General features: G+C 40.4%; 12 protein-coding genes and 1 tRNA gene. 5 read left to right on the top strand and 8 right to left on the bottom strand.

The window, feature by feature from the left end:
• Nucleotides 1–48: 48 nt before the first annotated feature.
• Nucleotides 49–3,279 carry a carbamoyl-phosphate synthase large subunit gene (gene carB / locus B9T23_RS07575; RefSeq protein ID WP_086193657.1) on the bottom strand — a complete coding sequence of 1,077 codons (3,231 nt, stop codon included), beginning with the start codon at nucleotides 3,277–3,279 and terminating at the stop codon, nucleotides 49–51.
• Nucleotides 3,280–3,293: 14 nt separating this feature from the next.
• Entirely contained in the window at nucleotides 3,294–4,433 is a 1,140-nt protein-coding gene (gene carA, locus B9T23_RS07570; RefSeq protein ID WP_086193656.1) for a glutamine-hydrolyzing carbamoyl-phosphate synthase small subunit, read from the bottom strand.
• A gap of 310 nt (nucleotides 4,434–4,743) precedes the next feature.
• On the opposite strand from carA, the gene B9T23_RS07565 reads away from it, so the two are divergent.
• Entirely contained in the window at nucleotides 4,744–5,217 is a 474-nt protein-coding gene (locus B9T23_RS07565) for a hypothetical protein (RefSeq protein WP_067724245.1), read from the top strand.
• Between the two features lie 133 nt (nucleotides 5,218–5,350).
• Here B9T23_RS07565 and B9T23_RS07560 read toward each other — a convergent pair whose 3' ends face one another.
• Together B9T23_RS07560 and yhbY are read right to left on the bottom strand one after the other, a co-directional pair.
• Entirely contained in the window at nucleotides 5,351–5,890 is a 540-nt protein-coding gene (locus tag B9T23_RS07560) for a DOMON-like domain-containing protein (protein WP_086193655.1), read from the bottom strand.
• A gap of 5 nt (nucleotides 5,891–5,895) precedes the next feature.
• Complete coding sequence (gene yhbY / locus B9T23_RS07555; RefSeq protein ID WP_067724243.1) at nucleotides 5,896–6,219, bottom strand: ribosome assembly RNA-binding protein YhbY; 324 nt, start codon at nucleotides 6,217–6,219, stop codon at nucleotides 5,896–5,898.
• Between the two features lie 195 nt (nucleotides 6,220–6,414).
• Here yhbY and rlmE point away from each other — a divergent pair, with 195 nt between their 5' ends.
• The 3 genes from rlmE to folP all read left to right on the top strand — a co-directional run bounded on the left by rlmE (nucleotide 6,415) and on the right by folP (nucleotide 10,082).
• Nucleotides 6,415–7,065, top strand: a complete 651-nt coding sequence (rlmE, locus tag B9T23_RS07550) for a 23S rRNA (uridine(2552)-2'-O)-methyltransferase RlmE (RefSeq protein ID WP_067724242.1) — start codon at nucleotides 6,415–6,417, stop codon at nucleotides 7,063–7,065.
• A 131-nt stretch (nucleotides 7,066–7,196) separates the two neighbouring features.
• Nucleotides 7,197–9,086 (top strand): ATP-dependent zinc metalloprotease FtsH, encoded by a 1,890-nt coding sequence (gene ftsH / locus B9T23_RS07545; protein WP_067724241.1) that lies wholly within the window; start codon nucleotides 7,197–7,199, stop codon nucleotides 9,084–9,086.
• Nucleotides 9,087–9,224: 138 nt separating this feature from the next.
• The gene (folP, locus tag B9T23_RS07540; RefSeq protein ID WP_067724240.1) at nucleotides 9,225–10,082 is read left to right on the top strand and encodes a dihydropteroate synthase; all 858 of its coding nucleotides are present in this window, start codon (nucleotides 9,225–9,227) and stop codon (nucleotides 10,080–10,082) included.
• Between the two features lie 48 nt (nucleotides 10,083–10,130).
• Here the strand turns inward: folP and B9T23_RS07535 are convergent, their stop codons facing one another.
• A complete protein-coding gene (locus tag B9T23_RS07535) occupies nucleotides 10,131–10,685 on the bottom strand; it encodes a hypothetical protein (protein WP_143222511.1) in 555 nt (184 codons plus the stop codon).
• Nucleotides 10,686–11,124: 439 nt separating this feature from the next.
• Between B9T23_RS07535 and B9T23_RS07530 the strand changes: the two genes are divergently transcribed.
• The gene (locus B9T23_RS07530) at nucleotides 11,125–11,439 is read left to right on the top strand and encodes a DUF5713 family protein (protein WP_086193654.1); all 315 of its coding nucleotides are present in this window, start codon (nucleotides 11,125–11,127) and stop codon (nucleotides 11,437–11,439) included.
• 28 nt (nucleotides 11,440–11,467) lie between these two features.
• Here the strand turns inward: B9T23_RS07530 and B9T23_RS07525 are convergent, their stop codons facing one another.
• From B9T23_RS07525 to B9T23_RS07515, 3 genes are all read right to left on the bottom strand, one after another.
• A complete protein-coding gene (locus B9T23_RS07525; protein ID WP_086193653.1) occupies nucleotides 11,468–11,860 on the bottom strand; it encodes a hypothetical protein in 393 nt (130 codons plus the stop codon).
• A gap of 106 nt (nucleotides 11,861–11,966) precedes the next feature.
• Nucleotides 11,967–12,052 (bottom strand) — tRNA-Leu (locus B9T23_RS07520).
• Nucleotides 12,053–12,261: 209 nt separating this feature from the next.
• Nucleotides 12,262–12,993, bottom strand: coding sequence for a hypothetical protein (locus B9T23_RS07515; protein ID WP_067724252.1), 732 nt, complete (start codon nucleotides 12,991–12,993; stop codon nucleotides 12,262–12,264).
• Nucleotides 12,994–13,234 lie beyond the last annotated feature (241 nt).

Below are 13,234 nucleotides of genomic sequence, written 5' to 3'. Positions count from 1 at the left end.
AAAAAAAATCCCGTCACCAATAAGATGACGGGACTTATCGGTAATTTATTAACCTACTGTTAAATCTTGCAAGCGGTATACATCCATTGGCAATTTAATTGCTAAGGCTTGGCATACAGCATCAGCACCATTCAAGGTTGTGGTGTAATACACTTTACCTTGAAGCGCAGAGCGACGGATCGAGAACGAATCCTGCTGAGCTTGTTTACCTTCAGATGTATTGATAATGAGGTGAATCTCGCCATTTTTCAAGCGATCTACGATATGAGGGCGACCTTCGGTTACCTTATTCACACGTTCACATGCAATACCCGCTTCAGTAATCACTTTATGCGTACCACTTGTTGCTACAAGTTTGAAACCGTAATCAACAAGTTGTTGCGCAATGCGTGCAACATGCGGTTTATCTGACTCACGTACAGACAAGAATGCGTGTTTCACTTCACCTTCGGTTGGTTTACCTGGCAAGCGATCATTCGAGCCTAACACAGCTTTATAGAATGCTTCACCAAAAGTTGTACCCACACCCATCACTTCACCTGTAGATTTCATCTCAGGTCCAAGAATTGGGTCAACACCAGGGAATTTCGCAAATGGGAACACAGCTTCTTTAACAGCGAAGTGAGTCGGGATAATTTCTTTCGTAAATCCTTGAGATACCAAAGACTGACCCGCCATACAACGTGCAGCCACTTTCGCCAAAGACTCACCGATACATTTAGAAACGAAAGGCACGGTACGTGATGCACGTGGATTCACTTCCAGAATGTAAACGTCGTTGCCTTTAACTGCAAACTGTACGTTCATCAAGCCAATTACGCCAAGCTCTTTCGCCATGGCAACAGTTTGACGGCGCATTTCGTCCTGAATCTCTTGAGATAGAGAGTAAGGAGGAATAGAACATGCTGAGTCACCAGAGTGAATACCGGCTTGTTCAATGTGCTGCATGATACCGCCAATCACCACGTCTTTACCGTCAGATACACAGTCAACATCGACTTCGGTTGCATCATCAAGGAAGTGGTCAAGCAATACAGGCGCTTCGTTAGAGGCTTGAACTGCATCACGTAAGTAGCGTTTCAATTCGTCATCGTTATAGACGATTTCCATCGCACGGCCACCAAGCACGTATGAAGGACGTACTACAAGTGGGTAGCCCACTTTAGATGCTTCAGCCATACCTTCTTCAGCAGATTTTACAATGCTGTTGCTTGGTTGACGAAGTTGCAGGCGTTGAATCATTTGTTGGAAACGTTCACGGTCTTCTGCACGGTCAATCGCGTCAGGTGATGTACCGATAATTGGTGCACCAGCTTCTTCTAAAGCACGAGCCAATTTAAGCGGAGTTTGACCACCGTATTGCACGATAATGCCTTTAGGCTTCTCGATACGCACGATTTCAAGTACATCTTCCAGGGTAATTGGTTCGAAGTACAAACGATCTGATGTGTCGTAATCCGTAGAAACCGTTTCAGGGTTACAGTTCACCATAATGGTTTCATAACCGTCTTCACGCATTGCAAGCGCCGCGTGTACACAGCAGTAATCGAACTCGATCCCTTGACCAATACGGTTAGGACCGCCACCAATCACCATGATCTTGTCGCGGTTCGATGGATTTGCTTCACATTCTTCATCGTAAGTTGAGTACATGTAAGCAGTATCAGATTCGAATTCTGCAGCACAGGTATCGACACGTTTGTAAACAGGGGTCACACCCAAGTTCCAACGGTGTTTACGGAATTGTTTCTGTGAAATACCCATCAAATCTGCAATGCGAAGATCTGATAAACCTTTACGTTTGAACGAACGGATATTGTCCGCATTCAAATCACCAAAACCTAAAGTTTTGATTTGGTTTTCAGTTTTGATGATGTCTTCGATTTGGATCAAGAACCATTTGTCGATGTTGGTCGCAGCAAACACTTCGTCTAAAGTGAAACCATGACGGAAAGCATCACCGATAAACCAAATACGTTCTGGACCAGGTACTTTAAGTTCTTGAAGAATTTTCTCGCGTGCGCCATCAGCACCGACTTCGAGTTTTTCGTCAAAACCACATACGCCCACTTCAAGACCACGAAGCGCTTTTTGCAAAGATTCTTGGAAGTTACGGCCAATCGCCATTACTTCACCCACAGATTTCATCTGTGTAGTTAGAATTGCTTCAGCTTGTGGGAATTTCTCGAAGTTAAAACGAGGAATCTTCGTCACAACGTAGTCGATTGCAGGTTCGAATGATGCAGGTGTTGCACCGCCAGTGATGTCATTTTTCAATTCATCAAGGGTATAACCCACAGCCAATTTCGCTGCAATACGTGCAATTGGGAAACCAGTTGCTTTAGATGCAAGTGCAGATGAACGCGATACACGCGGGTTCATCTCGATCACAACCATACGACCGTCTTTCGGATTAATACCGAATTGAACGTTCGAACCGCCTGTTTCCACACCAATTTCACGTAGAACCGCAATCGATGCATTACGCATGATTTGGTATTCTTTGTCTGTCAAGGTTTGCGCAGGGGCAACAGTGATTGAGTCACCTGTGTGAACACCCATAGGGTCGAAGTTTTCGATCGCACACACGATGATACAGTTGTCGTTTTTGTCACGAACAACTTCCATCTCATACTCTTTCCAACCAATCAATGATTCATCGATTAACAGTTGGTGAGTTGGCGAAAGGTCGAAACCACGTTCACAGATTTCAATGAATTCGTCACGGTTGTAAGCAATACCACCGCCTGAACCACCCATAGTGAATGATGGACGAATAATAGAAGGGAAGCCGAGTTTTGCCTGAATCTCGAATGCTTCTTCCATGGTGCTTGCAACAGCAGCACGTGGACATTCAAGACCAATACGACGCATTGCGTCATCAAACAATTTACGGTCTTCAGCCATTTCAATGGCATCTTTACTCGCACCGATCAATTCAACATTGAATTTTTCTAAAATGCCGTGTTCATCAAGTGCAAGTGCACAGTTCAATGCTGTTTGACCACCCATAGTCGGAAGGACAGCATCTGGACGCTCTTTCTCGATGATTTGTGCAACAGTCTGCCAAGTAATCGGTTCGATATACGTTGCATCAGCCATTGACGGGTCGGTCATAATGGTCGCTGGGTTAGAGTTCACCAAAATAACACGGTAGCCTTCTTCACGAAGGGCTTTACATGCTTGCGCACCTGAGTAGTCAAACTCACATGCTTGACCGATCACAATCGGACCCGCACCAATAATTAAGATGCTTTTAATGTCTGTACGTTTAGCCATGATCGCTTCCTTAATTACTTCTTAGACGCTTCGATAAGTTCGATGAAATGATCGAACAAAGGGGCACAGTCATGTGGACCAGGACTCGCTTCAGGGTGACCCTGGAAGCTGAACGCTGGTTTATCCATGCGATGCATACCCTGCAGGGTTTGATCGAACAATGAGATGTGCGTCGCTTTCAGGTTTGCAGGTAATGTATCAATTTCCACTGCAAAGCCATGATTCTGAGAAGTAATCATCACTGTACCATCTTCAAGATTTTGTACAGGATGGTTTGCACCGTGGTGACCGTGAGGCATTTTCACAGTTTTAGCGCCAGAAGCAAGCGCGAGGATTTGGTGACCTAAACAGATACCAAATACAGGTAAGTTTGTCGTTTCAACAATAGTTTTTACAGCTTCAATTGCATAATCACATGCAGCTGGATCGCCAGGACCGTTCGACAGGAACACACCGTCCGGATTTAATGCGAGAACTTTTTCTGCAGGCGTTTGAGCTGGAACTACAGTTAGTTTGCATCCGCGATCAGTCAGCATACGTAAGATGTTGGTTTTGACACCGTAATCATATGCAACAACATGGAATTTAAGTTCAGGTTGAGAGAAGCCTTGACCAAGTGTCCATGAACCTTCGGTCCATTCAAAACCTTCTGGGTCGCAACATTCTTTCGCAAGGTCTAAACCGTTCAGACCGCCAAAGGCACGTGCTTTTTCTAAAGCCTCTTCTTCTGTAATGTTGTCACCCGCTAGGATGCAACCATTTTGCGCACCTTTCGCACGTAAAATTCGTGTCAATTTACGGGTGTCAATATCGGCAATCGCAACAACATTGTGTTGTTGAAGGTATTCACCCAAAGATTGATTCGCACGGAAATTGCTATGCAATAAAGGAAGGTCACGGATAATTAAACCGTTTGCCCATACTTTATGAATTCGACCTGACTCAGCGTCTTCATCATTACAACCTGTATTACCAATATGCGGGTAAGTCAAAGTCACAAGTTGCTGTGCATAACTCGGGTCAGTCAAAATTTCTTGATAGCCAGTCATTGCTGTATTAAAAACGACTTCACCAGTCGTACTACCCGATGCACCGATAGACGTACCTTTAAAGATCGTTCCATCTGCGAGGGCTAAAATGGCGGGAGTGCTCAAACCAAAGCTCCTGAAATTTAGGCTGTAAAAAAGCGAGAAGACGAAAAAAAAGGAAGGCTATTTTTTTAACCAACCCTCCTATGTCTGCTCGCTTGAACTTAACACGGCATTATACGCAGTCGACCTGTTGAAGTCCATGCTATTTATGCCGAATATGTAAGATAAATGCCTTGTGTTTTGAACGGAAGTCTGTTTTTGAGACAGTGTATGTAAAATGTAAGCAAATGATAATTGTCAGACAAATCAAAACTTAAATTTTATCGAATCGACTAGTCTGTATCTCTCATGTAATAACTCTAGGAACAAGGCCATGACTACAGAACAAAAACAAGTTAAAGCTAAACCTGCCTTAAAAGAGGTGGTCGCTGAGGGTGCTGAAAAGTTGGAACAAGCATCTAAAGAGGCACAGCAAAAAGTAACAGAAGCGGTTCACGAATCGGCTGAAACTGTTAAGGCTGAAGCGAAAGAACTACAGGAAAATGTACACGATCAAGTGCAAAATCTGAAACAGGATATTCTTCAGCGCATTGACACCATTAAGAAACAACTGAATTTTTCACAAAAAGATTTAGCTGAATTAAAGGAGTTTGTGAAATCTGAATTCAATGCTGTGATTGATGATTTATCAAAACTGGGTAAAGAGTTGAAAGACGATGTCAGTCAAATTTCTGTTAAGCATAAAGATCATTTAACTGAAACCTTCAAGCGTTCAAAAGAACATACTTTAGATGTCTGGAAAAAAGTGTCAGAGAAAGCTGAGGAAAAACCACCTGTAAAAAGCTGATTTATATTTCAGGCATAAATGCCAGATTAGGGGGCAGGAAATATGCAATATTTCCTCAATCTAAGGATTGAGAGCATAAAAAAGTGAGGTCGTATGCCTCACTTTTTTATTTGTCGAATATCAGTGTTACGCTTTAGAACTGATGTAGCCAATCACGTTTGTTGTGAAAGTCTGCATGAGGACTGCTGTGTTGCATCGCATAGTATTGATCACCTTGCGATGTTTTAAGTACAGCACTTAAACCCAAGAACATATTCGACCATTGTAATTTGTGCTTTAACATAAACTCGGTCAAATCCAGGCTCACATTCAAACCGTAATGTGTGCGTTTTAATTGATTGAGTTCAATGTCAGTTGCAGCTTGTGGAGGCATCTCTTCAGGATAACGATATTCCTCAAATTGATAGACCTGCCAAGCTTGTGAAGGGGAGAGGTTAATTTCTCGATAAAAATCTTCACCGTGAACGCCAATAAAAATTTCATAACAGGTATTTTCCCATAAGAAATCTTGACGTGGATTACCTTGCACCAAGTCAGGCCATTGCATGAATTGATTTGGATCACGTAACCAATAGCCCACATTTATACTATATGAGCCTTGTTGTTCAATCGCGCCCACTAAAGAGATGGATTGAAAGCGACGATCAAAAGCGTTAAGTTCGTAACTGGCCATACAGCTTAGTTAGACAAATGTGCGTGGCGTACAAGGTTCGAAAGTTTTGGATTTTGTTTTGCAGCTTTTTTATAAAGCAATACAATTTTACCAATCGTTTGTACAATTTCAGCGCCAGTCACTTGAGCAATTTCGTTAATTGCAGCAACACGTGCTTCGCGATCTTCACCGGCAATTTTAACTTTAATCAGTTCATGATCATTTAAAGCACGGTTTGTTTCTTCGATGACATTTTCAGTCAAACCTTGACCGCCAAGCATAACCACTGGGTTAAGTGCATGTCCGATTTGACGCAAACGCTTGCGTTCCTGAATTGATAAAGCAGCCATAAAGATAACCTAATTTTAAAAACGGCTTAGTATAGCAAATGTCGGGTTTAAACGCTTTATATTCTGTTGAAAAAATCAATTTCGATTATTGAAAAAAACATACCAAAGATCAGATTTAGATACAGATGTATACTGCAAGGTCTGTGTTTTTCACGTACAATCATGAATTAGAAGTTTTTTATTATTTAGAGAGTTATGGCGACACGCATTACCAACCAAAAGTTATCAAAAAGCAGTCGAGATTGGATGCGCGAGCACTTAGACGATCCGTTTGTGAAAAAAGCACAGAAGGAAGGCTATCGTGCGCGTGCTGCTTATAAGCTTCTTGAAATGCAAGAAAAATATAAAATTATTAAGCCAGGTATGACCGTGGTCGATCTGGGTGCTGCCCCAGGAAGCTGGTCGCAAATTGCCGGAAAATTGGTCGGCGATAAGGGTTTGCTGATTGCTTCAGATATCTTGGAAATGGATGCATTGCCTGATGTCACCTTTTTACAAGGTGACTTTCGAGAAGAAGAAGTTTTTGAAAAATTGTTAAATCTTTTAAACGGACGGACCGTAGACGTTGTAATTTCAGATATGGCCCCCAATACATCAGGTAACAAGGCTGTAGATCAACCGCGTCAAATTTACTTGTGTGAACTTGCTTTAGATTTCGCCACCAAGGTTTTAGGACCTAAAGGGCAGTTTGTAGTCAAGGTTTTCCAAGGCACAGGATTTGATGAATTCCGTAAACAAGTCGTAGATAGCTTTGATGTATTAAAGACAGCAAAACCTGCTGCTTCACGTGCCCGTTCTAAAGAAGTATTTTTGATCGGACAAGGGCGCAAGAAGGCTTCTAAATAAAGTTTACTTGCCAAGACGTTAAAAATTGTGCATTTTGTACATTTTTAAAATATTGCAAAGCTGATCTTCAGCTTAAATTAAGGTCACCCGTTTTGGGCATGATCAAATTAGATTGATATGGGAATAAAGCTTTGAGCGATCTCTTCAAGAATGCCGTATTGTGGCTGGTTATACTGGGTGTGCTGATTCTGATTTTCAGCAACATCAGTGACCGCAATCAACCGACTGCAATGAATTATTCAGAGTTTGTTTCAGCGGTGAATGCTGGTCAAATTAAGCAAGTCACAATTGATGGTGAAAGAATTCGTGGTGAAAAAACAAACGGTTCAGAGTTTGAGAGTATTCGTCCTGCGATTCAAGACCCTGAACTTATGCCAAGCCTCATTAAACATGGTGTTGTCGTAGAGGGTACTGCTCCTGCGCGTCAAGGCTTGTTGATGCAACTTCTTATTGCCAGCTTCCCTGTACTTTTGATCATTTTGTTATTCATGTTCTTTATGCGAAACATGGGTGGTGGTGCAGGTGGTAAAAGTGGCCCAATGAGTTTTGGTAAGTCAAAAGCAAAAATGCTTTCTGAAGACCAAATTAAAGTCACTTTTTCCGATGTTGCTGGTTGTGATGAAGCTAAGCAAGAAGTTGTGGAAATTGTCGATTTCCTGAAAGATCCAACCAAATTTAAACGTCTCGGTGCAAGTATTCCTCGTGGTGTTCTAATGGTCGGTCCTCCAGGTACGGGTAAAACTTTAATTGCGAAAGCTATTGCTGGTGAAGCAAAAGTTCCGTTCTTCAGTATTTCCGGTTCTGACTTTGTTGAAATGTTCGTGGGTGTGGGTGCGTCTCGTGTCCGTGACATGTTTGAACAAGCAAAACGCCATGCACCATGTATCATCTTTATTGATGAGATTGATGCAGTTGGTCGTCACCGTGGTTCAGGTACTGGTGGTGGTCACGATGAGCGTGAACAAACACTGAACCAGATGCTGGTAGAAATGGATGGTTTTGAAGGTAACGAAGGTATTATCGTTATCGCTGCAACCAACCGTGCAGATGTACTGGATAAAGCCTTACTTCGTCCGGGTCGTTTTGACCGTCAAGTGATGGTGGGTCTTCCTGACATTAAAGGTCGTGAACAAATTCTGAATGTTCACATGAAAAAATTGCCTTCAGTCACAGGTGTAGATGTAAAAGTTCTTGCACGTGGTACGCCTGGCTTCTCAGGTGCACAATTGGCGAATCTTGTAAACGAAGCGGCACTTTTTGCTGCACGTCGTAACAAGAACACAGTCGATATGCATGACTTCGAAGATGCAAAAGATAAGTTGTATATGGGGCCTGAACGTAAATCGATGGTGCTGCGTGATGAAGAGCGTAGAGCAACGGCTTACCATGAAGCAGGTCATGCGATTGTTGCTGAAAGTTTACCAGGTACAGACCCTGTGCATAAAGTAACGATTATGCCGCGTGGTTGGGCTTTGGGTGTAACTTGGCAGTTACCTGAGTTTGACCAAACTAGCCATTATAAAGACAAAATGTTGAATGAAATTTCAATTTTGTTTGGTGGTCGTATTGCTGAAGAAGTATTCATTAATCAAATGTCTACAGGCGCATCAAACGATTTTGAACGTGCAACCAAAATGGCACGTGCAATGGTAACCAAATACGGCATGTCTGACAAAATGGGCGTAATGGTCTATGAAGAGGATGCACAGCAATCTTTCATGGGCAGTATTGGTAGTCGCAGTATTTCTGAAACTACGCAACTAGAAGTAGATCGTGAAATTCGTCGAATTCTAGATGAACAGTATAAAATTGCACGCGATATATTGGAAAGTAAGAAAGATGTTGCTCATGCGATGGTGAAAGCGTTGATGGAATGGGAAACTATTGATCGTGACCAAATCCGTGACATCATGGAAGGTCGTGAACCTCAACCACCTAAGGTGTATATTGCTGAAAATCCAGTGATTGATGTAACACCTACTGATGGTCCAGCAACACCTCCACCATTACCTGCAAGCTAATCGTTTAGGTTTGGTGTGAAAAAAGAGTCTCAATTGAGGCTCTTTTTTATGCTTGAAAGTTTAGAGTTTGAAAAGATTTCAGTAAGAATAAAAGCAACTCTTGATACACTATAAGTTAGATATTTAAGGAGAGTTGTTATGCGGTTGATGCCATTACCAAAACGAGTATTACAATGTGGACGACTAAGTCTGGATTTATCTCAACCGCATGTCATGGGTATATTGAATGTCACTCCAGACTCTTTTAGTGATGGTGGAAAGCATAATGCAAAAGACCAAGCCATAACCTATGCACTGCAAATGATGGCTGATGGAGCGACTGTGATTGATGTAGGTGGTGAATCCACACGTCCAGGGGCATCTGCGGTAGAAGTGGATGAAGAAATACGCCGTGTAGTGCCTGTAGTAGAAGAATTATCAAAGCATGATGTGATTATTTCAATTGATACTTCACAACCAGAAGTGATGAAGGCAGCAGTCCAAGCGGGTGCACATATCTGGAATGATGTTCGCGCATTAACACGTCCGCAGGCACTTGAAACTGCGGCTGAACTGAATATACCTGTCATAATCATGCATATGCGTGGCGAACCAACGACCATGAATAATTTAGATCAATATGATGATGTAACGACAGAGGTGATTAAAGAGCTACAGCAGCGTGTCGATGATGCGATTCAGGCTGGAGTAAAACCTGAAAATATCATGATTGATCCTGGTTTTGGTTTTGCTAAAAATGCACAGCAAAATTTAAAATTATTAAATGAATTTTATAAATTAAATGATATGGGCTATCCCATTTTATCTGCACTTTCTCGGAAGCGTTTTATTGGCGAGGCACTGGGTGGGGCTGATGCACAAAATCGTGCCGTTGGTTCTGTTGCTGCTCATTTATTCAGTATTCAACAGGGCGCTTCAATGGTACGTGCACACGATGTCAAAGCGATGTCGGATGCAATTAAAGTTTGGAATGCAATGAATAATCTAGCTGTATAAATAAGAAAAAGCTCGATAAGGTATCGAGCTTTTTGCTTTAAGAGCTGATTATTTTCCTTTGTTCTCAAGCGAAGAATGGTGAACAACAATTCGTAATTTACCTGCATTATCTTTTACAAATTTCCAGGTTTTATCTACAGTCGTCACTTCACCATTCTTATTGGTGAAGTGAACTTTCCCTAAAGTGGTCGCACTGTTACCCGATATATTTATAGCTGCATTATCGATTTCGCAATTTTTCCACCCACCGAGTGCAAACCCTTTGTCACTAGGGAAATTTGGATTTCCTCCCACGAAATAAGACAAAGCCCCTTCTTTTGTAGTTCTGAATGTTTGTGGATTGGTTGTTAATGTGGGTTTAAATAAAACAGGGCCATCCTGATAAAAATATGCTGTATCAATCACCTTGCTTGCGAGATCATTTGCTGCCTGTTTTCCGCTTTTATCGTAGGTTGAACTGATATCAAGTAATGATTTACACCAAGCTTGTTGTGCCGCTATTACTTCGGGTTCAGAAATAATATTTTTTTGAGTATCTTGCGTTGGTGTTGTAGAGCATGCTGTTAATGTTATTCCAAGAAATGTAACTAAAATGGCTTTCATAACATTTCCCTATAAAAATTATGTTTTTATTTTATAAAGTAACTTTTATTTAAATCATAGTAATGCTATCGAATGTATCGAAAACTCCACCAAACCCCTACATTAAATTAAAAATTTTAAATAAATTAGTTATTTACTTTATATGGTGAGAAAGGTTGCAGGTCTAATTATCTTTTAGTATGCCCTAACTACAGAAAGTAAGAGCAAATATGAAAATAATCCATTTTAGGTTTTGATAGGGCAGGTTAATATTTTAGAAAAGCGATGAGCGATACAATTAAAGTGTGGCAGGTAATGAGCCAAGCTTAATTGCATGCAAGAAGTGTGAATAAAGTAGAGTGCGGGTAAAAACCACTCTATTTTTTGTGCTTTGGTTTGGTAATTTTGTTGCTTTGTGTTATACAGGCTCGCTTTAATGCGTGTCTTTTTTGAGTTTTGTATGTTTGAAGATTTACTTCTCCCGATGTTTGATGACGAATATTATCCCGATATTCTGGTGGCTGAAGTTAAGCAGACTATTAAACAGTTTGCGAAGAAAGTAGCAAAGTCTGATTTGTCTGAAGTGGAAATTTATCGTTTTGCTGCCGAAACCGTTGTTTTGATTAATAAGATGAAACCACAGTTTGAAGATCTAGATTCATCCTTAGATGATACTGCAGCCGATTATATTGCTGAAGCCATGATGATGGTGGTACAAGATCACGGTTATATGGATATTGAAATGGAAGAATTGGTATCCAATAGAGAGTGGTAAGTCACTCTCTATCAGTTAGTTTGATATTCTAAGATTTATTTAAATCAGACAATAGTTTGGATAGATGACAACTTTCTTTGGGATGGATCTCTGCTATTCCGTCCACACTTAAGTAACGTTTTTCATTTTTTAGGTAAGCGCTTGCTCTTAAATTAAGCCAAAAATTTGGCTCTTGTTGCAGGAGTGTGCGAATCCGTTTTTCATCTTGTGTATGATTAAACTCAAGCAGATATGGATCTTTGCCTAAAGTGCAGTGATGTAAGATAAGCTGATCTTTATCTTGGGTAATCGTTCCAGAAAATAAAGAATAAATGACTTGAGTCGGTGCTTTAACTTCTGGCTCTGCTGCATAAGCAAAGCATGAGGTGAACAATATAAACAGGCTGCAATAGAGCATGCGTTGTAAGTTATTTGTGTTCATTTTTATTATTTCTTTTTATTGGTTTGATTGTATTTTAATAATTTAGGCATAAAAAAACCAGCTTATCGCTGGGTCTTTTATTGCACCATTTTAAGAAGTATTAAAATGGTGCCCGAGGCCAGACTCGAACTGGCACGCTTTGTGGGCGGGGGATTTTAAATCCCCTGTGTCTACCGATTTCACCACTCGGGCATGTGCGCAATAATAGAGGACGAAATAAATATTGGCAAGTATCTTTCGGTGTGTTTGCTTTCTTTTCAATCAATTCATGTATTTATGGCTATAAAATAATTCATTTTTACGATTTTTCGAAATCATCATTATTTTCCCCTTGATTGAGGACAGCAAAGAATAATCATTTTCTAAACGAAATCTAGATTAGGAAACACAGCTTTTGATATTTACATCAAGCTATCTAAATAGGTTTCGACATCAACATGTTTATGGGCTTTACACAATTCATTTTCATAACGAATCAGCTGAATATGTAGCTCGATAAACTTTTTTTCTTGTCGTTGAAGGGCATGACGCGCCTTTGAATTTTTTGCACTCAATAAAATTTTAAATTTAATTTTTAAAATTTGTTTATATGACCAAAAGCATATTCGACGTGTTTCTTGTAGATAAAAATATTGCTCATTTTGAGTGCCTTCACGGAACATATTTTCCTTATAAAAGCGTACAAAACCAAAACTTAAGGCAAAGAAAAACAGAATAATTTCTAAAAAAGTACTTTCAATATAAGCAATATTAATGGTTTGAAGCACAATCAGCACAGCGAGTTTAATCGGGGTGTGACGCAGGTGTTGATACAGCGAGGTTGAACTATGTTTGATTTGCTTGATGACGAATGGAATGTAGAGCATAAACAGCAACATAATGGCTAAAACAGCAATGCCATGCGAGCGAAAAGTATCAAATTGGGGGAATTGAATCGAAATAAAATGGCCCAAACTCATCGAAAGTGAGATAAAAATCATCGCTGCAAGAACCCATGGAATCAGTTCTTTAAGTTCATCTAAAATACCCTTGGTTTTGATCATGCTATAAAACAAATAATTTCTTTTAAACGCTGTCGGGTGTTGCTCCCGCATTTGTTTTAAGAAAAGGGCGGTTTGTTTATTGCTGATCATAAGAATTAAAGGGGGCATAAAAAGTAAATGTAATATAAATGATTTAACAGAATATGACAGAGAAAAAGTAGCCTAATCTTTTATAAATGGAGAGCAAAAAGTATTTCCTGTTAACTTTTGGCTATTTAACTCGAGTTCAGCTTTTTAGATAGATCTATTGCTGTGTACTGATAAAATTATAAGTTTTAAGTCGCTCAAGATATTTTCGTGTCGCTATATCAATAGTGCGATTTATAACTAT

It is taken from the genome of Acinetobacter terrae, from assembly GCF_002135195.1.
In the GTDB taxonomy this organism is placed as follows: Bacteria; Pseudomonadota; Gammaproteobacteria; order Pseudomonadales; family Moraxellaceae; genus Acinetobacter; species Acinetobacter terrae.
Note: the sequence above shows the minus strand (reverse complement) of the source record. Positions and strands in the feature narration are given on the sequence as shown.

Excerpts from the sequence above, each read along its gene's own strand:
- B9T23_RS07535 (WP_143222511.1), bottom strand. The coding sequence starts at position 10,685 with ATGAAAGCCATTTTAGTTACATTTCTTGGAATAACATTAACAGCATGC.
- folP (WP_067724240.1), top strand. The coding sequence starts at position 9,225 with ATGCGGTTGATGCCATTACCAAAACGAGTATTACAATGTGGACGACTA.
- yhbY (WP_067724243.1), bottom strand. The coding sequence starts at position 6,219 with ATGGCTGCTTTATCAATTCAGGAACGCAAGCGTTTGCGTCAAATCGGA.
- rlmE (WP_067724242.1), top strand. The coding sequence starts at position 6,415 with ATGGCGACACGCATTACCAACCAAAAGTTATCAAAAAGCAGTCGAGAT.
- B9T23_RS07560 (WP_086193655.1), bottom strand. The coding sequence starts at position 5,890 with ATGGCCAGTTACGAACTTAACGCTTTTGATCGTCGCTTTCAATCCATC.
- B9T23_RS07565 (WP_067724245.1), top strand. The coding sequence starts at position 4,744 with ATGACTACAGAACAAAAACAAGTTAAAGCTAAACCTGCCTTAAAAGAG.
- B9T23_RS07525 (WP_086193653.1), bottom strand. The coding sequence starts at position 11,860 with ATGAACACAAATAACTTACAACGCATGCTCTATTGCAGCCTGTTTATA.
- B9T23_RS07515 (WP_067724252.1), bottom strand. The coding sequence starts at position 12,993 with ATGATCAGCAATAAACAAACCGCCCTTTTCTTAAAACAAATGCGGGAG.
- B9T23_RS07530 (WP_086193654.1), top strand. The coding sequence starts at position 11,125 with ATGTTTGAAGATTTACTTCTCCCGATGTTTGATGACGAATATTATCCC.
- carB (WP_086193657.1), bottom strand. The coding sequence starts at position 3,279 with ATGGCTAAACGTACAGACATTAAAAGCATCTTAATTATTGGTGCGGGT.